We start from the raw sequence: 23,152 nt of genomic DNA, 5'->3' as shown, positions 1-23,152 counted from the left end.
GGTCTGACAATCGGCCCTGGCCTGCGGAAACGATGAGAGTGCGGCGCGACGGGGGTGGGCTCGGGCGGGACTGTCAGTGGTGGTTGATAGGAATGGCGACCATGAGCGTTCACGAGTTCATCGAAGAGTTCGGCGGGTTGCCCGTCTTCACGTTCCCGGAGCCCGCCGGCACCCCGGTCCCGCTCCCCGAGCCCGGCACGGTCGCCTGGCGGATCTCCTACGATCCGTACGGAGACGGTGAGGACGGCAGCTTCGAGGAGCTCTGGAGCCGGTTCACCGCGGCCGTGGACCTGTCGGGCGTCCGGGCGCTGATCGTCGGTCAGTGGGGCGAGGCGTACGACGACACCTCCGAGGTGGTCGTCACGGCCCTGGTCGCCGCCAAGGAGCGGCTCGCCGGCCTGCGGGCGCTCTTCCTGGGCGAGATCGCACAGGAGCAGGCGGAGATCTCCTGGATCCAGCAGTCCGACATCTCCCCACTGCTCACCGCGTTCCCGGCGCTGGAGAGGCTGAGCGTGCGCGGCGGCGAGGGGCTGGCGTTCCCGGCGGTGCGCCACGAGGCGCTGCGGGAGCTGCGGTTCGAGTCCGGCGGGCTGCCGGCCGCCGCGGTCCGCGGGATCTGCGAGAGCGACCTGCCCGCCCTGGAGTCGCTGGTCCTGTGGCTGGGCGTACCGGAGTACGGCGGCGACTACGAGATCGACGACCTGGCGGGGGCGCTGTCCGGCGCCCGCTTCCCGCGCCTGCGTCACCTGGGGTTGCAGAACAGCGAGATCCAGGACGAGATCGCCACCGCCGTCGCCTCGGCTCCCGTCGTCGCGGGGCTGGAGAGCCTGGACCTGTCGATGGGCACGCTCACCGACGCCGGCGCCGAGGCGCTGCTCACCGGCCAGCCGCTCACCCACCTCGCTCGGCTCGACCTGGAGCACCACTACCTCACCTCCGCGATGGCCGAGCGGGTGCGGACGACGCTGACGGCGCAGGGCGTCGAGGTCGTCATGGGCGAGAGCGAGGAGCCGGACGAGGACGGCGAGGAGGTGTGGCGGTACGCCGCGGTCACCGAGTAGGCCGGGCGGCCCGGCGCGCACGTTCGCGGGTGTCCGTGAGCGGGCGGCCGCGGCTTCCGTCCGTCCCGTCCTTCCCCCCGGCCGGCTCCGTCCCTCGGCCGGCCGCCCTTGAGCCGGGTCCGGCCCCGCCGGACCCCCGACCGTCCGGAGGCACCCCTGCACACCGCCGACCGACCCGGCACCGCGGGCCCGCCCCGCTTCGCCGTGGTCGGCAATCCCGAGAACCGCCGGGTGACGCTCTTCGCCGACGCGGTCCGCGCCGCGGGGCTGCCCGCGCCGCGACTGCTCCCATGGGCCGAAGTGCTGCGTACGGGCGCCGAGTTCCTCCCGGGCGAGAGCGTGCGGATCGACTCGCCGGGGGAGAACGCCGACGTCGAGCGGCTGCTGCGGGGGGCGGCCGATCCGACGTCGGTGGCCGGCACCGCCCGGTGGTACGCCCGCTTCACCGAGGCGGTGCGCGCGGTCGCCCGGGCCGCCTCGGCGGGCGGGGCGGTACTGCTGGACGATCCGGGCGAGCTGGCGGTCCTCTTCGACAAGCGGCGCTGCCACGGGGTGCTGCGGGCCGCCGGGGTGCCGGTGCCCGCGTCCCCGACGTCGGGCCCGGCCGCGCCGGCCCTGGGCGGCTGGTCGGAGGTCCGGGCGCTGCTGGAGTCCGCCGGTCTGCGCCGGGCCTTCCTCAAGCCGGCGCACGGCTCGTCGGCGTCCGGGGTGGTGGCCCTGGAGGGCGACGGCCGGGGCCGGCTGCGCGCCACCACCTCGGTCGAACTCACCCCGGACAGCGGCCTGTTCAACTCCCTGCGGGTGCGCCGCTACGACCGCGAGGAGCAGATCGCGGCGATCGTGGACGCGCTGGCCCCGGACGGGCTGCACATCGAGCGGTGGCTTCCGAAGGCGGCGCAGCACGGCCGGGCCGCCGATCTGCGCGTGGTGGTCGTGGCCGGCCGAGCGACCCATGCCGTGGTGCGCACCAGCCGCTCCCCGATGACCAACCTCCACCTCGGCGGCGCCCGCGGCGACCTGGACGCCGCGCGGGCCGCCGTCGAGGCGTCGGGGGCCCGCTGGTCCGATGCCCTCGCGGTGTGCGAGGCGGCCGCCGCCTGCTTCCCGCGCACCCTGTGCGTGGGGGTGGACCTGCTGCCGGCGGCGGGCTGGCGGCGGTTCGCGGTGGGCGAGGTGAACGCCTTCGGGGATCTGCTGCCCCGGTTGACCGGTCTGCCGGGCAGTGGCGCCGAGGACCTGGACACCTATGGTGCGCAGGTCGCCGCCGTATGCCGGCGGCACGAGAAGCACCAGAAGAACGAAGAGAACGGAACGTTGCGTGGACGCCCCTGACACCGCCCCCGCTCCGGACGCGTCGGCCGCCCCCGGGGCGGCGCCGGGCGCGCCGGACATGAACGAGATCGTGGGCAGTCACGACCTCCTGATGGTCACGCTGGACACCCTGCGCTACGACGTGGCGCAGGAGTTGGCCGCGGCCGGCCGGATCCCGCATCTGGCCCGCTTCCTGCCCGCCGGCCGCTGGGAGCGCCGGCACGCCCCGGGCAGTTTCACCTACGCCTCCCACCAGGCGATGTTCGCCGGTTTCCTGCCGACCCCGGCGTCCCCGGGACGGCACCCGCGGCTGTTCGCGGCCCGGTTCGCCGGCAGTGAGACGACCTCGCCGGGCACCTGGGTGTTCGACGCCCCCGATGTGGTGTCCGGGCTGGCCGCGGTGGGCTACCGCACGGTGTGCATCGGCGGGGTGGGCTTCTTCAACCGGCAGGCGGCGCTGGGCTCGGTGCTGCCCGGCCTGTTCCAGGAGGCCCATTGGGAGCCGGAGTTCGGGGTCGCCTCGCCGACGTCGTTCGAGGCGCAGGTGCGCCGGGCCGAGGAGGTCGTCGCCGGGCTGCCGGCCGAGCAGCGGCTCTTCCTGTTCGTCAACGTCTCGGCGCTGCACCAGCCGAACTGGTTCCACCTGCCCGGGGCCACCCGTGAGGCCGGCGACAGCCGCGCCACCCACGCCGCCGCCCTGGAGTACGTCGACCGGCACATCGGCCGGCTCTTCGCCGCGGCCGCCGCCCGCCGGCCGTGCTTCGCCATCGTCTGCTCCGACCACGGCACGACGTACGGCGACGACGGCTATACGGGCCACCGCCTCGGCCACGAGGCCGTATGGACCGTCCCCTACGCCCAGTTCACGATCGAGGCCGCCCGATGAGCACCACCCCGCTGCCCCTGCGCTCCCCTGCTCCGGCCGCGGAGCCCGTCTCCCCGTACGAGAGCTATGTCTACGCCTACCCGCACAAGACGGCGTACCGCCGGCTGCCGGACCGGCCGGCGCTGCGCAAGCTGTGGGCGGACGAGCCGCAGGACGCCCTCTCGCTGTATCTGCACATACCGTTCTGCGAGGTGCGGTGCGGCTTCTGCAACCTCTTCACCCGGATCGGCGCCCCGGGCGAGCTGACCACGGCGTATCTGGACGCCCTGGAGCGGCAGGCGGCGTCCGTGCGGGAGGCGCTGGCCCCCGGCGCCCGGTTCGCCGCCGCGGCGTTCGGCGGCGGCACCCCGACGTTCCTGAGCGCGGCCGAGCTGACGCGGCTGTGCGATATCGCGGAGCGGTGGATGGGCGCCGAGCTGCGGACGGTGCCGTTGTCGGTGGAGACCTCGCCGTCGACCGCGACCGCCGACCGGCTGGCGGTGCTCGCCGAGCGCGGCGCGACCCGGATCAGCATCGGGGTGCAGAGCTTCGTCGAGGCGGAGGCCCGGGCGGCGGTCCGCCCGCAGGACCCGGCCGAGGTGGCGGCGGCACTGGACCGCATACGGGCAGCGGACGTGCCGGTGCTCAACATCGATCTGATCTACGGGATCGACGGCCAGACGGAGCGGAGCTGGCAGCGTTCGCTGGACGCCGCGCTGCGCTGGCGCCCCGAGGAGCTGTATCTGTACCCGCTGTACGTACGGCCGTTGACGGGCCTGGGCCGCAGGGAGAGCGCCGGGCCGGACCCCGCGTGGGACGCCCAGCGGCTGCGGCTGTACCGCCACGGCCGGGATCATCTGCTGGCCGCGGGCTACGAGCAGGTCTCGATGCGGATGTTCCGCCGCCCGCCGGCCGCCGGCGCCGGCTCCCCGAGCGGCCCGGGCGGCGACCACGCCTGCCAGACCGACGGCATGATCGGTCTGGGCTGCGGCGCCCGCTCGTACACCTCGGCGCTGCACTACTCCTTCGACTACGCGGTCGGCATGACGCGGATCCGCTCGATCATCGACGACTACGTCTCCCGCCCCGCCGCGGACTTCACCCGCGCCGAGTTCGGCTGGCGGATGACCGGCGAGGAGGCCCGCCGCCGCCATCTGCTGCAGTCGGTCCTCCAGGCGGCGGGCATGCCGGTGGCGGAGTACCGTGCCCGCTTCGGCAGCGCGCCGGCGGAGGACTTCCCCGCGGAGCTGGCGGCGTTCGCCGCGCGCGGCTGGCTGGACGCGGCGGCGGGCCCGGACCTGCTGAGGCTGTCCCCCGAGGGGCTGGCGCACTCCGACGCGCTGGGCCCGATGCTGTTCTCCCCGGCGGTCCGGTCCCAGATGGCCGGCTACGCCCTCAAGTGACGGGCCACGCGATGGACTTGACGCTTCTGTACCGCGGACCGCTGGCGTCCTGCGACTACGACTGCCCCTACTGCCCGTTCGCCAAGCGGCGGGAGGGCCGCGAGCAGCTGCGCGCCGACCGGGCCGCGCTGGAACGCTTCGCCGGCTGGGCGGCGCGGCAGACGGGCGACCGGCTGTCGGTGCTCTTCACCCCGTGGGGCGAGGGCCTGGTGCGCTCCTGGTACCGGCGCACCCTGGTGGAGCTGAGCCGGCTGCCGCAGGTGCGCCGGGTGGCGATCCAGACCAACCTCAGCTGCCGTACGGACTGGCTGGCGGAGGCGGATCTCGACAGCCTCGCCCTGTGGTGCACCTACCATCCGGGCCAGACGCCGTACGACCGTTTCCTGGCGAAGGCCGGGGAGTTGGCGTCCCGCGGCGTCCGCTTCAGCGTGGGCGTCGTCGGCTTCCCCGAGCATCTCGACGCGGCCCGCAGGCTCCGCGCCGACCTCCCCGAGCAGGTCTACCTCTGGGTCAACGCCGCGGAGGGCCGGACGTACACCGACGCCGAGGCCGCGGTGTGGACGGCGCTCGATCCGCTCTTCCCGTACAGCCGGCATCCGCACCGCAGCGCCGGACTCCCCTGCCGGACGGGCGAGTCGGTGCTCTCGGTGGACGGCGACGGCACGGTCCGGCGCTGCCACTTCGTCCGGGCCGAGCTCGGCAACCTCTACGACGGCAGCTACCGCGCGGCGCTCCGCCCGCGCCCCTGCCCGCTGGCCGCCTGCGACTGCCACATCGGCTACGTCCATCTGGAGACGCTGCCGCTGTACGACGTGTTCGCGGGCGGTGTGTTGGAGCGGATTCCCGCGCCCGGGCGGCTCTCCGCGCCTCTGGAGCTCTCCGTGCCCGGCCGGGCCCCGGTGCCGGCGTCCGGCCGTGCCGGGGCCCCGCCGGTTCAGCCCTTGCGGCCCACCACTCCGTAGAAAACGATGGTGTTGAGCTCCTCCGGGCCGGGCACCGGCTCGTCCGGGCGCCACAGCGGCACCCGGACGACGCCCGGTTCCAGCGCGGTGAACGGCCCGAGGAGGGCGGCGATCTCGGCCTTGGTGCGCAGTACGAGCTGGGCGGTGGCGCTCTTGTAGACCTCCTCGATGCAGGCCCGGGCCGCCTCGTCGACCCGGCCCTGCGGGTAGCCCTCGTAGGGCTCGCAGGTGCTCTGCGAGAGGATCAGGTGGCTGCCGGCCGGCACCGCCGCGCCGAGGGCGGCGAGCAGTTCGGCGGGCCGGTCCTCGTCGGCGACGAAGTCGAGGCCGCCGACCAGGATGCCCACCGGCCGGTCGAAGGCGATCAGTTCGCGGACCGCCGGGTCGGCCAGGACCGCCCCGGGGTCGCGGATGTCCCCGAGGGCGAAGGCGGTACCGGGGGTGTTGGCGAGGCGGGCCCGGGCGTGGGTGGCGACGATCGGGTCGCTGTCCACGTACACCACCCGGGCCTCGGGGGCGGTCTCCCGGGCCACCTCGTGGGCGTTGGGCGAGGTGGGGATGCCGACGCTGAGGACGAGGAACTGCCGGATGCCCGCGGCCGCCACGGCGCGGACCGCGCGCCGGCGGAAGGCGCCGTTGGCGCGGGCGCTGTCGCGCACCCTGGGGCGCAGTTCGAGGACCCGGTCCGCGGCGACCCGGTCGACCTCGTAATTGTCCCAGCCGTCGAGGAAGTAGTCGTACATCCGGGCCGGATGCGGCCGGCTGGTGTCGATCTCCTCGGCGGCGAAGCCGAGGTGGTCGGGGCCGGGCGCGTAGCGGCCGATCGGCGGAAGGCCGGTGTCCCTCTCGGGCGGGCCGTGCTGGTCGCTCATGACCGCTCCCTCAGTGCGCCGAGCACGGCGCGACGGAGAGCAGGAAGTCGGCGTCACCGGCCTTCGCGCCCTCGATGAAACTGACCATCTCGCGGTGCGTGTAGATCAGTGCGGGACCGTCCGGGTCGGTGGACTGGCGCAGGGCGACCCGGCCGTCGCGCAGGCGCATGGCCTCGACGCACTCGCCGCCGTTGCCACCGCTCCACGGCTTGTGCCAGCCGTCTGTGCCCAGTTCGTTGGCGGGCATCCCGTTGTAGATACGTATGCGATCCATGGGGGGTTCAGATCTCCTTGCGAAAGCCACCCAGAATGCCTGCGGTGGCGTGTGCCGGTGCGGCCTGCGCACACATCCGGTCCAGGGCTTCCAGGTACTGCGAGACGTCGTTGCGCTGGTCGAAGTACACGGCTCCGACGAGGCTTTCCGCGTACGCGATGTCCGGGAGCTCCGGGATCGGGAAGCGGAAGATGTGGAACGGCCCGTACATGGCAGGGTGCGGGCCCGCGGCGAACGGCATCACCTGGAGCCGGACGTTGGGCATCGAGGTGGCTTCCATCAGCCGGGTGACCTGGTCGCGCATCACCTTGGGTCCGCCGATGGGCCGCCGCAGCACGGTCTCGTCCAGGACCGACCACAGCATCGGGGCGTTCTCCCGGGTCAGCAGCGCCTGCCGCTCCATGCGCAGGGCCACGATGCGATCGATGTCGGCCGGGGTGGCGTGCGGCATTCCGGCGCGGAGCACGGCGGCGGCGTAGTCCTCGGTCTGCAACAGACCGGGGATGTAGTGCGGTTGGTAGGAGCGGACCAGGTTGGCCTCGCTCTCCAGACTGACGAAGGCGCTGAACCACTCGGGGAGGACGTCACGGAAGCGGTGCCACCAGCCGGGGCGGTTGGCCTCGCGTGCCAGGGAGAGGAATCCGTCGATCTCCCGCTGGTCGGTGACCCCGTAGGTCGCCAACAGCTTCTCGACGTAGGGGATTTTGAGGCCGACCTCGGCCTTCTCCATGCGTCGTATCGTGGCGTGGGTCACGTCCAACGCGGCGGCGGCACGCTCGAAGGAGAGCCCCGCCTTCTCCCGCAGGTCCTGCAGTCGTTTGCCGAGCACCACCCGCAGGACGGTCGGTGCACCTGCAGACCGTGGGTCCGCCACGTCCCATCCCCTCCAACCAGCTTCAGTGGTCAGCAGTGTGTCATGCCGTCACCAGCTCGAACAGACTGCACTTTCAGTTCTGCAAATTACAGACTGATCCTTGCCAACGGTGAGCAACATCGCACATAGTTATGTCGTGGCTTCCTACAAACACGCTCCGTCGTTAGGGCGATGCGGCGGATACCTCGCCCAGAGCCCGCAGGACGCGTTCCACTTGCCGGCTCGGCGCACGTCCGTGCCCGAGGCGCGGCGGCGTGTCAGCACGCTGCTGCACGAGTGGGGCGCCGCTCAACAGGTGCGGGACGACGTGGAGTTGGTGGTCACCGAACTCTTCACCAACGCGGTGCGGCACACCGACAGCGAGAAGGTCGGCTGCGAGATCGCGGTGGTCGGCGCGCACATCCGCATAGAGATCACCGACGAGGGCGGCCCCGGCGCCACCTCGCCGCACGCCCTGCCCGGCAGCCTCGACCAGGAGGGCGGCCGCGGGCTGTTCCTGGTGGGCGCGCTCTCGGACAGCTGGGGCACCCGGCCCGACGACGGCGGCAGCGGCCAGGTGGTCTGGGCCGATCTGCCGTACCGGACGACCACGCACTGAAGGCCCCGTCCCACCACAGGGGCGGGCACGGGGCCTTCGGTACCGGAAGGGTTACAGCGGCAGCAGGTCGGGCCGCTTGGGCTCGACGTCGTCACCGGAGGAGACGCCGCGCAGCCGGCGGCCGATCCACGGCACCAGGTGCTCGCGTGCCCAGTGGATGTTGTCCCGCCGCGCCTCGGCGGCGGTCCGCTCGGTCTCCGGCGGCCACGGCTGGTCCGGGTCGGCCGGCACCTCGAGTCCCAGCACCTGCGCCGCGCGCAGCGCCACCCGGGTGTGCCCGTCGGCCGACAGGTGCAGCCGGTCCTCGCTCCACGCCCGCCGGTCCTGCACGGACTTCAGCGACCACAGGTCGAGCACCGGGCAGTCGTGCCGGTCGGCGATCGCCCGCACATGGGCGGTGTACGTCGCGATCTTGCCCCGCAGATGCTTGAGGACCGGCATCCCCCGGGTGTCGAAACCGGTGCACAGCAGCACCGTGGGGACCGTCTCGCGCAGCGCGGCCACCGCCGCCTCGTAGCGCTCGGCCACCGCGTCCGGGTCCGAGCCCGGCCGCAGGATGTCATTGCCGCCGGCGCAGAACGTCACCAGCGCGGGGGCGAGCTCCCTCGCCCGGGGCACCTGCTCCTCGATGATCCGGTCCAGGAGCCGCCCCCGCACGGCGAGGTTCGCGTAGCGGAAGTCCCCCTCGTCCCGCTGGTCGGCGAGGAGGACCGCAAGGCGGTCCGCCCAACCGATGTACGCCCCGTCCGGACCGGGATCCCCGACCCCCTCGGTAAAGCTGTCCCCGACGGCTGCGTACGACCCGATGGCGCCTGTCGCGCCGTTGCTGATGTTCTTCGAATCGTCTGCCACGTCGGGACATACTTCACCTTCCGGAGTGACCTACGCCACCGTAACCAGGGGTTGACGGAAGGTGATTAATGCCACCAGGTCAAATTCTGTCCAAGTCGGAACAACGATCAATCATGAAGTGCTCCCCACTCGTCACGCATGGTGCATGATGCGCGCCCGCTCAATCGGCGTTGCGCCCCGTCGCAGACCGGTTGTCCATCGCACCGGTGTCGTATCGTCGAAGGTGCCCCGCCCCGCCGACGAGCAGCGTCGGTGGCCGACCACGAGGAGCGCCCGTGACGCAGCAGACGCCGCAGGTCCCCCAGTCCCAGCCGGAGCTCGCGGAGGTGCGCAACTTCCGCGACGTGGGCGGACTGCCGACCGTCGACGGGCGTCGCATCCGGCACGGGCGGCTCTACCGCAGCGGTCATCTGGCGCACGCCACCGAGGCGGACACCACCTTCCTCGCCGGCCTCGGCCTGCACACCGTCTTCGACTTCCGCAACGCCTCCGACATCAAGCTGGAGGGCCCCGACGTCGCCCTCCCCGGTGTGCGGAACGTCAACATCCCGCTCACCGACCCCGCCGACGGCGCGGCGTTCTGGACGATGGTCCGGGACGGCGAGCTGGACCAGCTCCGGGTCGTGCTCGGCGACGGCAAGGCCGCGGACCGGATGGCCCGCACCTACCGCCAGATCATCACCACCCGCGCCGAGGACCACAGCCGGGTGCTGCACGCCCTGGCCGAGGACAGCGTCCCGGCGCTGATGCACTGTGCGGCCGGCAAGGACCGCGCCGGCCTGTCCGTCGCGGTCACCCTGCTCGCGGTCGGCGTGGAGCGGGACGCCATCGAGGCGGACTACCTCAAGTCCAACGACCCCAGCCGGCGCTACAAGATCCACCGCTCGGCGCACTCGACCGCCGGGATGTCCCCGGAGGTCCTGGAACTGCTCTCGCCGCTGTTCGGCGCGCACATCGACTACCTCACCGCCGCGTTCGACGCAATCGAGGAGACCTGGGGCGGGGTCGAGCCCTACCTCACCGACGGCCTCAAGCTCGCGCCCGCCACCCGCGAGCGGCTGCGCGCCCGCCTGCTGACGGACTGACGCCCCGCGGGCCGTCGGCGCGTCGACGGCCCGCACCCTCGCCTCGGCGACCGTGCGGGCCCTCCCCCGTATGCGGTCAGCGGTTGGCGACCGCCTGTTTGACCAGCGTCCGCCCGAAGTCCCACATCAGGCCGCCGCCGCTGTGCGCGTCGTCCATGACGGCGGTGAACGCCTCGACGAACCGGTCCACTTCCCGTTCCCCGATGATCAGCGGCGGAATGAGCTTGATGACCTCCAGATGGTCGCCGGAGACCTGGGTCAGGATGCGGTGGCGCTGGAGCAGCGGCACCACGACCATCTGCGCGAACAGCCCCTTGCGCGCGGTCTGCAACATCGTCCAACGACTGCGCAGACCAAGGGACTTGGGGCGCCCGAACTCGATGCCGATCATCAGGCCGCGGCCGCGCACCTCGTGCAGCAGCTCGTACCGGTCGACCAGCGCGGCCAGCCGCGACCGCAGCAGCTCGCCCGTGTGCCGGGCGTTGGCGACGATCTCCTCGTCCTCCATGACCGAGAGGACCGCCAGTCCGGCCGCCATCGCCTGGGCGTTGGCACCGAAGCTGGCCGAGTGCACCAGCACCCGGTCCATGGACGAGTAGACCTTGCGGAAGATCCAGTCCTTGCCCAGGGTGGCACCGACCGGGACATAGCCGCCGGAGAGCGCCTTGGCGACGCACACCAGGTCCGGTTCCACGCCCTCCTCGTGCTGGTAGGCGAAGAAGTCGCCGGTGCGGCCGAGGCCGGTCTGCACCTCGTCGGCGATCAGCAGGGCCTTGTGGCGGTGCAGCACCTCCTGTGCGGCGCGCAGGAATCCGGGCGGGGTGGCGAGGACGCCCTTGCCCTGGATCGGTTCGACGACGAAGGCCGCCACGTCGCCGCACCTCACCTCCCGTTCCAGCGCCGCCAGGTCGCCCAGCTCGACGGCGGTGTCCGGCAGCAGCGGGGCGAAGCCGTCGCGGAAGCCGTCCTCGCCGTTGACGGAGAGCGAGCCGGTGGTCAGTCCGTGGAAGGCGTGTGTGCAGTACAGGACGCGCGGGCGGCCGGTGGCGTAGCGGGCGAACTTCAGGGCGGTCTCGACGGCCTCGGTGCCGCTGTTGCCGAAGAACACCCGGTCCAGGTGGGGCGCGTGGCCCAGCAGCTTCTCGGCGAGCAGTCCGGGCAGCGGCGGGCAGTCGAAGCGGGTGAGGTCGGCGAGCTGGGCGTCCAGGACGTCGTGCAGCGCCCGGCGGACGACCGGATGGTGCCGGCCCAGGCCCATCACTCCGAAGCCGGCGAGCATGTCGAGGTAGTCCTGGCCGTCGGCGTCGTAGAAGTAGGCGCCCTCGGCGTGCTCGTAGACCTTGTCGAAGCCGATGGTGTGCAGCATCCGCGGCAGCTGGTGGTTGAGGTGGCGGCTGTGCAGGTCGTAGCGCTCGCCGCCGCGTTCGGCGAGCAGGCGGGTCAGGTCGAATCCGGTCACGGTGTTCTCCTTACGGCGAGCGGCGGGAACGGGCTGGGGGCGCCGGAGCCCGGCGGCCCCGGCGCCCCCGCTCACCGGGTCACCCGCGGTTGCCCGCGACGGTCTCCCTGGCCGCCCGGAGGGACTCCTTCAGCGAGCCCATGGTGGCCAGTACGGCGGTGGGCTCGTAGCCGCAGTGCGCCATGCAGTTGGCGCACCGGGGGTCCTTGCCGCGGCCGTACTTCTCCCAGTCGGTCTCCTCGATCAGCTCGCGGTACGTCGGGACGTAGCCGTCGCTCATCAGGTAGCAGGGGCGCTGCCAGCCGAAGAGCGAGTAGTTGGGGATCGCCCAGGCCGTGCACGGGAAGTCCGCCCTGCCCTCCAGGAAGTCCAGGAAGAGGGGGCTGTGGTTGAGTCGCCAGCGCTGCCGGTTGCCGCCGGCGAACGCCTTCCGGAACAGCTCCCTGGTCTGCTCCACGCCCAGGAAGTGCTCCTGGTCGGGGGCCTTCTCGTAGGCGTAGGCGGGCGAGAGCATCATCTCGTCGACCTTGAGGTCGTCGTTGAGGAAGTTGAGGACCTCGATGATGGTCTGCGGGGTGTCGGTGTTGAAGAACGTGGAATTGGTGGTGACCCGGAAGCCGCGCCGCTTGGCCTCCTTGATGGCCGCCACCGCCTCGTCGAAGACGCCTTCCTTCGCGACGGACTCGTCGTGCCGCTCCCGCATTCCGTCGATGTGCACCGCGAAGGCGAAATACGGCGAGGGCGTGAACTTCTCCATCTTCTTGCGCAGCAGCATCGCGTTGGTGCACAGGAAGACGTACTTCCGGCGGGCCACCAACTGCCGGACGATTTCATCGATCTGAGGGTGCATCAAGGGCTCGCCGCCGGCGATGGAGACCATCGGGGCACCGGATTCCAGCACCGCTCCCACCGCCTGGGCCACCGGCATCCGCTGCTTGAGCACACCGGCCGGGTGCTGGATCTTCCCGCATCCCTCGCACTTGAGGTTGCAGGCGAAGAGCGGTTCCAGTTCGACGATCAACGGGAACTTCTCCCGCTTGCGCAGCACTTTCTGTTCAAACAGATAGGTCCCGACCCGGATGGACTGACGGAGCGGCATGGCCATCTGGCTCACCTCCTGGGGAGCAGCAAGGAACGGTGCCATTCAAAGAAAACCGGTAATACCGAGCGCAGTACGCGGAAGGCCGATATTCCCCCGCGCACGGTCCCGATGCGCACGAGTTCGTGTTCCGGAGCGTCCACGACCACCCGGACGGCCGCAACCGCGGGACTGCCGCACCGCACCGCCGTCCGCAGCGTCGCGGCGGACTCCATGTCCACCGCGATCGCGCCCCGGGCGTGCAACTCGGCCCGCTCCGCGCCCCGTACGACATGGTCGGAGCCGCGCAGCAGTCCGGTGTGCACCCGCAGGCCGCGCTCCCGCAGGGAGTCCACCAGGGGGCCGTTGTCTCGGCAGGGCAGGTCCGGCACGCCGGGCCGGTGGTCCCGGGTGGCCTCGGCGACGATCACGTCCCCGGGCCGCATGCCCGGGGCCAGCCCCGCGCAGAAGCCGCTGGCCACGACCGGCGCGCCCGCGGTGGCCGTCCCGTCGTCCAGCGCGGCGGCCAGGGCGCGTTCCGCCGCCTGCGGCCCCATGCCGGTGCGGCGGACGACCACCGGGGAACCCTCGGCCCCGTGGTCACCGCCCCGCAGTGCGAACCGTTCGATGCCGAGCGCACAGGCGACCAGCAGCGGCGGCTCCGCGTCCTGCGGGGGGCGTCTTGGCATCAGGGCCCCACCGGTGCCCCGGCGGCGGCGCCGGTGACCGGTCCGCCGTTGACGTAGCGGCCGAGAGCGGTCAGCGGGAAGACCTGCCGGTAGAGGTGGTAGTTGATGGAGAAGTCCCAGGGGAAGCCGGTGCCGGTGAAGTGCGGCTCGTCCCAGGAGCCGTCCGGCCGCTGGGCCTCCACCAGCCAGCGCACCCCGCGGCGCACCGCCTCGCCGTCCCGCTCACCGGCCGCGAGCAGCGCCATCAGCGCCCAGGCGGTCTGCGAGGCGGTGGAGGCGCCGCGCCCGGCCCACTGCTTCTTGTCCTGGTACGAGCGCTGGTCCTCGCCCCAGCCGCCGTCGTCGTTCTGCACCCGCTCCAGCCAGTCGACGGCCCGCCGGACGGCCGGGTGCGAGACCGGGATCCCGGCGGCGGTCAGGGCGGGCAGCACCGAGCCGGTGCCGTAGACGTAGTTGGTGCCCCAGCGCCCGAACCAGGCGCCGCTGGGTTCCTGTTCCCGCAGCAGCCAGGCGACGCCGCGGCGGGCGCGCGGGTCGTCGGCCTGCCCGACCTCCGCGAACATCTCCACGACATGGGCGGTGACGTCGGCCGACGGCGGGTCGATGACCTCGCCGAAGTCACAGAACGGCAGCCGGTTGGGGAACGGGCTGGTGTTGTCCGCGTCGAACGCGGCCCAACCGCCGTCCTTCGACTGCATCCCGGCGTTCCAGCGCACCGCCCGATCGATCGCCTCCCGGACCCGCTGCGGGTCGGGATGGCGCACCCGGCGCAGGGCCAGCACCACCTCGGCGGTGTCGTCGATGTCCGGGTAGTTGTCGTTGTGGAACTCGAACGCCCAGCCGCCGGAGGGGAGTTGGGGGCGGCGTACGGACCAGTCGCCGGGCCGGTCGATCTGTTCGCCGAGCATCCAGTCGGTGGCCTTGAGCAACTGCGGGTGGTCGGCGGGCACTCCGGCGTCGGCCAGGGCGATGGCGGCCAGGCAGGTGTCCCAGACCGGGGACTGGCACGCCTCGATCATGCGGGTGCCGTCCTCGCGCCAGACCGCGAACCGGTCCAGGGACTCCAGACCCGCCCGCAGCACCGGGTGGTCGAGGTCGTAGCCGAGCAGGTGCAGGGCGATGAGGGAGTAGACGGCGGGGGGCTGGATGCCGCCCCAGCAGCCGTCGTTCTCCTGCCGCTCGACGATCCAGCGGGCGGCCGAGCGCATCGCCGCGGCCCGCGGCCGGCGCAGGGCGACCTGGCGGTAGAGGCGCATCACCTTGTCGAGGCGCTGGAAGAGGCCGTCCCAGCTGGTGACGGGGGCGAGCGGCCGGGGCGGGTTGGGGTTGCCGGGGTCGGTGTGCAGCTCGTCGAGGGCGAACGGCGCCGGGCGCACCGGGCGTTTGGCCGAGACGATGGTGAGCGGCACGATGGTCTGCCGGGCCCAGCAGCCGAAGGCGTAGATGCTGAGCGGGAACCACTTGGGGAAGTAGATGAGTTCCGGCGGGAGTTCGGGCAGGTCGTCCCACTTCCACCAGCCGAAGAGGGCGAGCCAGATCCGGGTGAAGACGCGGGCTGCGGCGATACCGCCGTGCGCGCGGATCCAGGCGGACGCGGCGGCCATGTGCGGGGCGTCCGGGGCGTCGCCGGCCAGCCGCAGCGCCACATACGCCTCGATGGTGACGGAGAGTTCGCCGGGCCCGCCGTGGAAGGCGCCCCAGGTGCCGTCCGGGCGCTGCTCACCGCGGATGTGACGGGCGGCGGCCTCGGTGAGCTCGGGGTCCTGGATGCCCAGGAACTGACGGAGCAGCAGATCCTCTGCGTCCATCGTGACGTTGGTTTCCAGGTCGCCCTTCCACCAGCCGGCGGGGTCCTGGACGGAGAGCAGGTAGTCGGTGGCGCGGGCGGTCGCGTCCCGCGCGGCGTCCACCGTGACCTGCCGCACGGTGGTGCGCTGTCTGCCGGCCTGGCCGGCCTCTTCGGTTGTCTCGATCGTCTCGGTGTCGGCATCGCTGGCCGAGGGGGCCCGGGGCGGCAGCGCCCCGGTGCTTCCGTCGGTCGTCGCGGTCATGGCGTCCCCTTCTGCAGTGAACCATCAATGCGTGGTCAGGGATTCCGTCGGCCGGTACCCGGGCGGCACCGGCCGGCGACTGCGATCTAGTTCGCGTTGATGGTCATCATCTCTCTCGTACGACGACGAAGTCCGCGAGCGCGACGAGCTGCGCACGGATCCGTTCGGGCATGTCGATCTCGTCCAGGGCGGCGATGGCGGTGGCGTGCTGGCGGCGGGCCTCCTGGGAGGTCCACTCGCGGCCGCCGGCCTCCTCGATCAGCGCCGCGCGGGAGGCGAACTCCTCCTCGGTGAAGTCGGCGATCTCGGTCTCGCTCTTCTTGGCGTCGGCGGCCAGGATCTCGGCGAGCTGCTCCGAGGCGGGTCCGCCGGCCGCCAGCGCGGCGACGACCGGCAGCGACTTCTTGCGCTGGCGCAGGTCGCTCCAGGTCTGCTTGCCGGTGGCCTCCGGGTCGCCCCAGATGCCCAGCAGGTCGTCGACGGCCTGGAAGGCGAGGCCGAGGTGGTAGCCGTACTTCTCCAGGGTGTCCGCGGTGCGGTCGTCGGCGCCGCCGAGGACCGCACCGATGGAGACCGCGCAGGCGAGCAGGGCGCCGGTCTTGTTGCCCTCCATCTCCAGGCACTCCTCGACGGTGACCGTCTCGCGGTGCTCGTAGGAGATGTCCTGGGCCTGACCGTCGATCAGCTTGCGGGTGGCCAGGGTCAGCCGGCGGGTGGCGCGGCCCGCGTCGACGGTGCCGAGCTCCAGCAGTATCTCGTTGGCCAGCGCGAACAGCGCGTCGCCGACGAGGATGGCCTGGGCGGGGCCGTGCACCTTCCAGACGGTGTCGCGGTGCCGGCGCTGCTCGTCGCCGTCCATCAGGTCGTCGTGCAGCAGTGAGAAGTTGTGCACCAGCTCCACGGCGACCGCGCCGGGCACCCCGACCTCGGGGTCGGCGCCGGCGACCTCGGCGGACAGCAGGGCGAGCGCGGGCCGCACGGCCTTGCCGCCGTCACCGGCACTGGGGTTGCCGGTCACGTCGATCCACCCGAAGTGGTAGGCGGCGACGGTGTCCATGGGAGGGGCGAGCCTGGCCACGGCGGCACGCAGCATGGGAGTGGCGAGTGTCCGCCCGCGCTCCAGCAGCGCGGTGACGCTCGCGGTGTCGATAGCCGGGGAAGCCACGGTTTCTCCTCTGTTTCCGATGCTTGTGCTCGTGCGGTCGCGCGTATGCGTCGTCATGCCGCCTCCTGAGGCAACTGGGCCTGGGGGACGCCGAGTTCCAAGAGGGCCTCGCGGGCGGCGGTGGTGCCGCTGCGGACGGCGCCCTCCATGGTCGCGGGCCACCCGGTGGCGGTCCACGCACCGGCCAGGAACAGGCCGGGGACTTGGGTGCGGGCGACCGGGCGGAGCCGGCCGACGCCCGGTGCGGGCGCGAAGGTCGCGGTGCGCTCGCGGGTGACGAAGAAGTCCAGGATCCGGGCGCCGCGGGCGGCCGGCAGCAGCCGCTCCAGCTCGGGCAGGTAGCGGGCGCGGAGCTTGGCCACCGGCTGGTCGATCTCCTCCTGCGCGGCCGACTGCGACAGGGCCAGGTACTGGCTGCGCTCCTGGCCGGCGGTGCGGGCCAGCCCGGAGGCGTCGGTGCGGTCGAAGACCCACTGGACCGGGGAGCCGATCGCGGCGAAGAACGGCCGGCGCAGCACCTTGCGGTCGTAGAGGACATGGACGTTGAGGATCGGCGCGGTGCCGATGTCCAGCAGCCGGTCCTTCTCGGGCAGGGCGCCGTCGGGCAGCAGGGCGTGCGCCTCGCGCTGCGGTACGGCCAGGACGACGGTGTCCGCGCGCAGCGTCGCAGTGCCGTGCGGGCCGTCCGCCACCTCGACCCGCCAGCCGTCGCCGTCGCGGGTGACGGCGGTGGCGCGGGTGCGCAGGGTGGTCCGGACGCCGGCCTTGTCCAGCGCGGCGGCGGCGCGGGTGCCGTGGAGTTCGCCGAGCGGGGCGTGGGCCCAGCCGATGTCGGCGGCGCCGGGCTCGGAGAGCAGCCCGGTCTTGAAGACCTTCGCGGCCAGGCCCAACGAGGCGTCGCCGGCAGGGGCGTTGAGGGTGGCGACGCCGACCAGGTCCCACAGCGCCTCGACGGCGCGCGGGCTCTGCCCGTGGCGGCGCAGCCAGCTGCCGAAGTCGGTGGCGTCCAGCGCGGGATCGGCCGGGTCCAGGCGCTGGAGGGCGAGGGTGGCGCGGACCACGCCGGCCCGCTCGGCGAGCGAGAGGTGCGGGTAGCGCGCCAGGCCCTTCGCCAGGTGGAGCGGCACCGGCAGGGCGGTGCGCCGGAGCCGGCCGAGCCGCATGAGGTCGGCGTCCAGGACCGGTACGTCCATCCGCTCCTGGAGGGGCGCCAGGCGCTCGGCGCCGAGTCGCGCCAGATGGCCGCCGTAGGCGGTGCAGCAGCGCAGGTAGACGTGCTGGCCGTTGTCGACGGTCAGCGGGCCGACGGCGGAGTCGCGGCGGAAGGAGAAGACCAGTCCGCCCAGCCGCGGCCGGCCCTCGACCAGCGTGACCCGCAGGCCCGCGTCGGCCAACGCCAACGCCGCCGTGGTGCCCGCAAGTCCGCCCCCGATGACCACCGCGGCCGCCCCTTCGGGACGGCCGGAGGGTCGGACGGCGTCGCGCCCCGCTGTCATGTGCTTTTCCCCCTTACGCCTGTCAAGGACGCCAACATCCGGCGAAGGGTTGCCCGTCGCACCGATGCCGGACCGTGACCGGTGCAGACGGTCCGGCACGTCATCCACGCCTCCTGCTCGCGGCCTGCCGGCGGCCGATCGCCCGTGCGTCGAGCCCGGAGAGCCCGCGCACCGCGACGAACGCCTTCTCCCGGCCGGGCAGCGAGACCCGGCCGCGGAGCACCGCCCCGGGATCGTCGGCGATCCGCGACAGCAGCCGGTGGTAGATCCCGGCCATCGCCGCCACACAGGCACCACTGCGCCGGTCGAGCATCGGCAGCAGCCGGAAGCCTTCCGCGAACAGCGCGCGGGCCCGCCGGACCTCGAACTGCACCAGTCCGGTGAAGTCGGCACCGGGCGGCGGCACCGGGCCGTCGAACCCCGCGGAACAACCGAACTTGGCGAGATCCTCGGCCGGCAGATACGTCCGTCCGTTGCCCGCGTCCTCGCGAACATCCCTGAGGATATTGGTCAGTTGGAGCGCAAGCCCGAGCGTATCGGCGTATTCGGGGGCGCGTTCAGCGTCGAGCGCGCCGGGCGCCGTGCCGAAGACGCCGAGCGAGAGCCGGCCGATCGCCCCGGCGACGCAGCGGCAGTAGACCTTCAGCTCGTCCCAGGTCTCATAGGTCTCGCCGCGGACGTCCGCCAGCACCCCGTCGATCAGCTCGTCCAGCGCGCCGAGCGGGATGGGGAAGCGCCGGGCGGCGTCGGCGACCGCGACGGCCACCGGGTCGGTGTCGTCCTCGGCGACCCGGCCGTCCTTGATGCGCGCCAGCAGCGCGCGGGTGCCCTCCAGGCGCTCGCGCTTGGCGTCCAGGTCCAGAGCGCCGTCGCCGATGTCGTCGACCCGGCGGGAGAAGGCGTAGAGCGCCGACATGGCCTGCCGGCGGTCGGCCGGCAGCAGCCGGATCCCGTACGCGAAGTTGCGCGCCTGCTGCCCGGTGACCGTCTCGCAGTAGCGGTACGCAGCGAGCACCGGCGGGGACATCTGTGTGGTTGCCTCCATGGTCCGACTCACCCCTCTCGTCGCAATGTCGCCCCCACCTCGCGGAGCAGGCTGAGCTTGGTCGGCTTGGGCGGTCCGGGGAGTACGTCGTGATCGGCTGCCGCGACCGCCTGGAGCGCGGCGCGCCCGCCGGCGACGAAGCCGGCCAGCAGCAGCCGGAGCCGGCCGTGCACGCTGTCCACCAGCGGCGCGCCCTGGTCCAGCAGTTCTCCGGCGCGCTCCACTTCGAAGGCGACGAGCGCGCGCACCGACGGGCCGCCGGTCGGCGCGGCGAGGTCGGCCTCGGTGACCCCGAAGCGCTTCATGTCCTCGGCGGGGAGGTAGATCCGGTCCCGGCGGAGGTCCTCGGCGACGTCCTGGATGTGCTCGACGATCTGCAGCGCGGTGCAGATGGCGTCCGAGAGCCGGATGCGCTCGGGGCTGGCGGTGCCGGTGACGCCGAGGACGAGCCGGCCGACGGGATTGGCGGACAGCTCGCAGTAGGCGGCGAGGTCGCCGTAGGTGGCGTAGCGGCTGATCCGCTGGTCCTGGCGGTTGGCCTCGATCAGGCCGAGGAAGGGCCCGGGGGCCAGCCCGCAGCGGCGGACGGTCGGGCCGAGCCGGCGCATCAACGGGTGCTTGGGGCCGGGCGCGCAGTCGCTGAAGACCCGGTGCAGGTCCGCTTCCAGGGCGTCGAGCAGCGCCGGGCGGTCGTCGTACTGGGCGCGGTCCAGGCCGAGCAGGACGGCGTCGCCGCCGCCGGGGGCCAGATCGCCGTCGCCGATGTCGTCGACGAGACGGGCGAAGCCGTACAGGGCCATCAGGTCGGCGCGCCAGGCGCGGGGCAGGAAGAACGGCGCTACGGGGAAGTTCTCGTGCGCGGCCTGATCGAGCACGGTGCGCGTGTGGTCCCTCCCGCCACTCACCGCCACCCTCCGGAGGAAGGCGCGACGCGCCTGCTCGTCTCCTCGGCTCACCGGGGGCTACCCGGCGCGTTGTGGAGCCGGAGCGAACCAGTAGCCATTGCCGTCACGTCTCCCGTTCTACACCGCCAAGCCAAAACATCCCATTTCGGACACGCCGCGGGCTCGCGACGCGCTCCGTGCAAGCTCTCGCCGCTCACTCGGATGAATATTTGCCCGACTTGCACTACTTGTGCCGTTCAGCACCTGTACAGCTTACGTCGTACATCTGGGCGATGTTCGCGTGGGTACCGAAGCCTCAGGCAACGATCTGGTCAACGCCGCGGAGGACCCAACTGTTCCCGCATCCAGCGGAGTTGACCATTCCTTCACACTCGAAGGCCCCCGCGAACCGAACTCGCGAGGGCCTTGCGCGCCGGACGGGCTATTTGCCCGTCTCCTTCTCGTACGCCTTGATGACCTCGTCGGTCGGGCCGTCCATCAGCAGCTCGCCCCGCTCCAGCCACAGCACGCGGTCGCAGGTGTCCCGGATCGACTTGTTGTTGTGACTGACCAGGAAGACCGTACCCGCTTCCTTGCGCAGCTCGCGGATGCGGGCCTCGGAGCGCTTTTGGAACTTGCGGTCGCCGGTGGCCAGCGCCTCGTCGATCAGCAGCACGTCGTGGTCCTTGGCGGCCGCGATGGAGAACCGCAGCCGGGCCGCCATACCGGAGGAGTAGGTGCGCATCGGCAGCGAGATGAAGTCGCCCTTCTCGTTGATGCCCGAGAAGTCGACGATGCTCTCGTAGCGCTCGCGGACCTGCTCACGGGACATGCCCATCGCCAGACCGCCGAGGACGACGTTCTTCTCGCCCGTGAGGTCGTTCATCAGCGCCGCGTTCACGCCCAGCAGCGAGGGCTGGCCATGGGTGTAGACCTTCCCGCGCTCGGCGGGCAGCAGCCCCGCCACGGCCTTGAGGAGCGTCGACTTGCCGGAGCCGTTGGAGCCGATCAGGCCGATCGACTCGCCCTTGTAGGCGGTGAAGGAGACACCCTTGACCGCGTGCACCTCGCGCACGCCCACCGACGGCCGGCGCCGGATGATGCGGTTGAGCGCGGCGGTCGCGCTGCCCTTGCCCGTACCGGTGCCGTAGACCCGGTAGACGATGTGCAGATCGTCCGCGATCACGGTCGGGACCCACTCCTGCGCCGCCTCCGTCGGCTGGACGCCGTCCAGTTGCTCAGCCACGTCCGTACCGCTCCTCAGCCTTCCAGAAGTACACAAAGCCCGCGACGCCCGCCAGCAGCGCCCAGCCGAACGCGAACGCCCACACATGCGGCGGGAGCTGGCTGGCCTTGAAGCTGTCGATCAGCGCGAACCGGATCAGGTCGATGTAGACGGCGGCCGGGTTGGCGTAGAGCAGCACCTCGACCCAGTGCGGGACGTGCTTGCCCTGGAGGATCACGCTGATGCTGAACATGACACCGGACGCGTACATCCACGTCCGCATGATGAAGGGCATCAGCTGCGCCAGGTCCGGCGTCTTGCTGCCGAGCCGGGCCATGATCATCGCCAGGCCGGTGTTGAACACGAACTGGAGCACCAGCGCGGGGAGCACCAGCAGCCACGACCACGTGGGCAGCTGCCCGAAGGCGAGCAGGATGACCACCAGCACGCCCATGGAGAACAGCAGTTGCTGGAGCTGCATCAGGCAGAACGAGATCGGCAGACAGGCCCGCGGGAAGTGCAGCGCGCGCACCAGACCGAGGTTGCCGGAGATCGCCCGCGTACCGGCCATCACCGAGCTCTGGGTGAAGGTGAAGATGAAGACGCCGGTCACCAGGAACGGGACGTAGTCCGGGACGCCCTTACGGGTGCCGATCAGCAGGCCGAAGATGAGGTAGTAGACGAGCGCGTTCAGCAGCGGCGTCGCCACCTGCCAGACCTGACCCAGCTTCGCCTGGCTGAACTGCGCGGTCAGCTTGGCGCTGGCGAAGGCGGAGATGAAATGCCGGCGGGCCCACAGTTGCCCGACGTACTCCACAAGGCTGGGCCGGGCCCCGCTCTGCGCCAGTCCGTACTTCTCGGCCCTCTGGAGGGCCGTCAGTCCTTCGTCGGCGGATGGCGGGGCACTCATGGCGACCGCACTGTCGTGCGTTGTCTCGCTCACAGTTGACACTTTCGTCCTCAAGGTGCGCTGCCGGGGACGCCCCGGTTCGCGCCTGATGCTCTCAGATACGAGCTTGTCAGATGATGGGAGGGCGGCCCAGCCGGGTCAGGCGCCACACGGTAGTCCACTTCATGGGACGCCGGGGACCGCACGGTGCGGCCCAGCCCTCCTTGAAGCCGCCCAGCCACGCCCGCAGTCCCGGCAGCGAAGGCCGGCGGGCGAGGGTGAGCAGGAACCAGACGCCGAGATAGACCGGAACCAGCGGGGCGGGGAGGTTGCGGCGGGCCAGCCAGACCCGGTTGCGGGCCACCATCCGGTGGTAGACCGCGTGCCGGGCCGGGGCCGTGGTGGGGTGGTGCAGGACCAGGTCCGCCCGGTAGTCGACCAGCCAGCCGGCGTTCAGCGCCCGCCAGGCCAGGTCGGTCTCCTCATGGGCGTAGAAGAAGTCGTCGGGCAGGCCGCCGACCTCGGCGAACACCGCCGTGCGCACCGCGTTGGCGCCACCGAGGAAGGTGGTCACCCGCGACGAGCGCAGCGGGTCGGAGGCACGCAGCCGCGGGACGTGCCGGCGCTGGGTCAGGCCGGTGTCCGGGTCGGCGATGCGGAAGCTGATGATGCCGAGCTTGCGGTCCGCGGCGAACGCCTCCCGGCACAGCTGCGCGGTGTCCGTGTTGGGCAGCAGCCCGTCGTCGTCGAGGAACAGCAGCGCGTCGACGTCCCGGCCGCCCGGGCCGAACGCCTCGATGCCGACGTTGCGGCCGGCCGGGATGCCGACGTTCTCCGGCAGCTCGACCGTCCGCACCGACAGCCCGGGAACGTCGAGTTCGGGCAGCGGGGCGCCGTTGCCGACCACCGCCACCTCGATCGGTTCGCCGGCCTGCCGGGCCACGGACTCCAGCAGCGCGCGCAGCTCCTCGGGGCGGTTGCCCATGGTGAGGACAACCGCTCCGAGTCGCATAC

The 23,152-nt window shown here is 72.2% G+C and carries 22 protein-coding genes; 7 read left to right on the top strand and 15 right to left on the bottom strand.

All coding sequences use genetic code 11. From position 1 onward, the window contains the following. The first annotated feature begins 101 nt into the window (after positions 1-101). From ACIQE0_RS01175 to ACIQE0_RS01155, 5 genes are all read left to right on the top strand, one after another. Positions 102-1,061 carry an STM4015 family protein gene (locus ACIQE0_RS01175; RefSeq protein WP_402328134.1) on the top strand — a complete coding sequence of 320 codons (960 nt, stop codon included), beginning with the start codon at positions 102-104 and terminating at the stop codon, positions 1,059-1,061. A 156-nt stretch (positions 1,062-1,217) separates the two neighbouring features. After that, positions 1,218-2,393, top strand: a complete 1,176-nt coding sequence (locus ACIQE0_RS01170) for an STM4014 family protein (protein WP_402328625.1) — start codon at positions 1,218-1,220, stop codon at positions 2,391-2,393. A 58-nt stretch (positions 2,394-2,451) separates the two neighbouring features. Then, positions 2,452-3,258 carry an STM4013/SEN3800 family hydrolase gene (locus tag ACIQE0_RS01165; RefSeq protein WP_402328623.1) on the top strand — a complete coding sequence of 269 codons (807 nt, stop codon included), beginning with the start codon at positions 2,452-2,454 and terminating at the stop codon, positions 3,256-3,258. Next, a complete protein-coding gene (locus tag ACIQE0_RS01160) occupies positions 3,255-4,640 on the top strand; it encodes an STM4012 family radical SAM protein (RefSeq protein WP_402328132.1) in 1,386 nt (461 codons plus the stop codon). The genes ACIQE0_RS01165 and ACIQE0_RS01160 overlap by 4 nt, the downstream gene beginning before the upstream one ends. Before the next feature lie 11 nt (positions 4,641-4,651). Next, on the top strand, positions 4,652-5,602 hold the full coding sequence (locus tag ACIQE0_RS01155) for an STM4011 family radical SAM protein (RefSeq protein WP_402328130.1): 951 nt from the start codon (positions 4,652-4,654) through the stop codon (positions 5,600-5,602). Here the strand turns inward: ACIQE0_RS01155 and ACIQE0_RS01150 are convergent. The 3 genes from ACIQE0_RS01150 to ACIQE0_RS01140 are packed head-to-tail and all read right to left on the bottom strand — an operon-like array spanning position 5,575 to position 7,622. Then, positions 5,575-6,474, bottom strand: a complete 900-nt coding sequence (locus ACIQE0_RS01150) for an SAM-dependent methyltransferase (protein ID WP_402328128.1) — start codon at positions 6,472-6,474, stop codon at positions 5,575-5,577. The two genes, ACIQE0_RS01155 and ACIQE0_RS01150, sit on opposite strands and share 28 nt — an antisense overlap. 10 nt (positions 6,475-6,484) lie before the next feature. Next, the gene (locus tag ACIQE0_RS01145) at positions 6,485-6,748 is read right to left on the bottom strand and encodes a DUF397 domain-containing protein (protein WP_366330376.1); all 264 of its coding nucleotides are present in this window, start codon (positions 6,746-6,748) and stop codon (positions 6,485-6,487) included. Between the two features lie 7 nt (positions 6,749-6,755). Beyond that, positions 6,756-7,622, bottom strand: coding sequence for a helix-turn-helix transcriptional regulator (locus ACIQE0_RS01140; RefSeq protein ID WP_366330377.1), 867 nt, complete (start codon positions 7,620-7,622; stop codon positions 6,756-6,758). A gap of 214 nt (positions 7,623-7,836) precedes the next feature. Here ACIQE0_RS01140 and ACIQE0_RS01135 point away from each other — a divergent pair, with 214 nt between their 5' ends. Next, a complete protein-coding gene (locus ACIQE0_RS01135; RefSeq protein ID WP_366330378.1) occupies positions 7,837-8,220 on the top strand; it encodes an ATP-binding protein in 384 nt (127 codons plus the stop codon). 51 nt (positions 8,221-8,271) lie between these two features. Here the strand turns inward: ACIQE0_RS01135 and ACIQE0_RS01130 are convergent, their stop codons facing one another. Continuing rightward, on the bottom strand, positions 8,272-9,072 hold the full coding sequence (locus ACIQE0_RS01130) for an SGNH/GDSL hydrolase family protein (RefSeq protein WP_366330379.1): 801 nt from the start codon (positions 9,070-9,072) through the stop codon (positions 8,272-8,274). A gap of 275 nt (positions 9,073-9,347) precedes the next feature. Between ACIQE0_RS01130 and ACIQE0_RS01125 the strand changes: the two genes are divergently transcribed. Continuing rightward, positions 9,348-10,157 carry a tyrosine-protein phosphatase gene (locus ACIQE0_RS01125; RefSeq protein WP_402328125.1) on the top strand — a complete coding sequence of 270 codons (810 nt, stop codon included), beginning with the start codon at positions 9,348-9,350 and terminating at the stop codon, positions 10,155-10,157. Positions 10,158-10,233: 76 nt separating this feature from the next. On the opposite strand, the gene ACIQE0_RS01120 is transcribed toward ACIQE0_RS01125, so the two are convergent. The 11 genes from ACIQE0_RS01120 to ACIQE0_RS01070 form a co-directional block, all read right to left on the bottom strand. Beyond that, positions 10,234-11,616: an aspartate aminotransferase family protein gene (locus tag ACIQE0_RS01120; protein WP_402328123.1), complete on the bottom strand. Its 1,383-nt coding sequence runs from the start codon at positions 11,614-11,616 to the stop codon at positions 10,234-10,236. A 79-nt stretch (positions 11,617-11,695) separates the two neighbouring features. Next, entirely contained in the window at positions 11,696-12,721 is a 1,026-nt protein-coding gene (gene hpnH / locus ACIQE0_RS01115; RefSeq protein WP_366330382.1) for an adenosyl-hopene transferase HpnH, read from the bottom strand. Between the two features lie 5 nt (positions 12,722-12,726). Then, the gene (locus ACIQE0_RS01110) at positions 12,727-13,383 is read right to left on the bottom strand and encodes a 1-hydroxy-2-methyl-2-butenyl 4-diphosphate reductase (protein WP_366330383.1); all 657 of its coding nucleotides are present in this window, start codon (positions 13,381-13,383) and stop codon (positions 12,727-12,729) included. Further along, complete coding sequence (gene shc, locus ACIQE0_RS01105) at positions 13,383-15,434, bottom strand: squalene--hopene cyclase (RefSeq protein ID WP_402328120.1); 2,052 nt, start codon at positions 15,432-15,434, stop codon at positions 13,383-13,385. Before shc ends, ACIQE0_RS01110 begins: the two co-directional genes overlap by 1 nt. Before the next feature lie 106 nt (positions 15,435-15,540). After that, positions 15,541-16,656 (bottom strand): polyprenyl synthetase family protein, encoded by a 1,116-nt coding sequence (locus tag ACIQE0_RS01100; protein ID WP_366330385.1) that lies wholly within the window; start codon positions 16,654-16,656, stop codon positions 15,541-15,543. Further along, positions 16,653-18,095 (bottom strand): hydroxysqualene dehydroxylase HpnE, encoded by a 1,443-nt coding sequence (gene hpnE, locus ACIQE0_RS01095; protein ID WP_402328117.1) that lies wholly within the window; start codon positions 18,093-18,095, stop codon positions 16,653-16,655. The genes ACIQE0_RS01100 and hpnE overlap by 4 nt, the downstream gene beginning before the upstream one ends. A gap of 100 nt (positions 18,096-18,195) precedes the next feature. Then, positions 18,196-19,140 (bottom strand): presqualene diphosphate synthase HpnD, encoded by a 945-nt coding sequence (gene hpnD, locus ACIQE0_RS01090; protein ID WP_366330387.1) that lies wholly within the window; start codon positions 19,138-19,140, stop codon positions 18,196-18,198. 8 nt (positions 19,141-19,148) lie between these two features. Continuing rightward, complete coding sequence (gene hpnC, locus ACIQE0_RS01085) at positions 19,149-20,015, bottom strand: squalene synthase HpnC (protein WP_366330388.1); 867 nt, start codon at positions 20,013-20,015, stop codon at positions 19,149-19,151. Between the two features lie 451 nt (positions 20,016-20,466). Beyond that, positions 20,467-21,270 carry an ABC transporter ATP-binding protein gene (locus tag ACIQE0_RS01080; RefSeq protein WP_402328115.1) on the bottom strand — a complete coding sequence of 268 codons (804 nt, stop codon included), beginning with the start codon at positions 21,268-21,270 and terminating at the stop codon, positions 20,467-20,469. Then, a complete protein-coding gene (locus ACIQE0_RS01075) occupies positions 21,263-22,192 on the bottom strand; it encodes an ABC transporter permease (protein WP_366330390.1) in 930 nt (309 codons plus the stop codon). The genes ACIQE0_RS01080 and ACIQE0_RS01075 overlap by 8 nt, the downstream gene beginning before the upstream one ends. Positions 22,193-22,268: 76 nt before the next feature. Further along, the gene (locus tag ACIQE0_RS01070) at positions 22,269-23,150 is read right to left on the bottom strand and encodes a glycosyltransferase (protein WP_366330391.1); all 882 of its coding nucleotides are present in this window, start codon (positions 23,148-23,150) and stop codon (positions 22,269-22,271) included. Positions 23,151-23,152: the final 2 nt, after the last annotated feature.

Source organism: Streptomyces sp. NPDC093097 (assembly GCF_044754325.1).
Classification (GTDB): domain Bacteria; phylum Actinomycetota; class Actinomycetes; order Streptomycetales; family Streptomycetaceae; genus Streptomyces.
The sequence above is the reverse complement of the archived record's forward strand: the minus strand, read 5'-3'. Positions and strand labels throughout refer to the sequence as shown.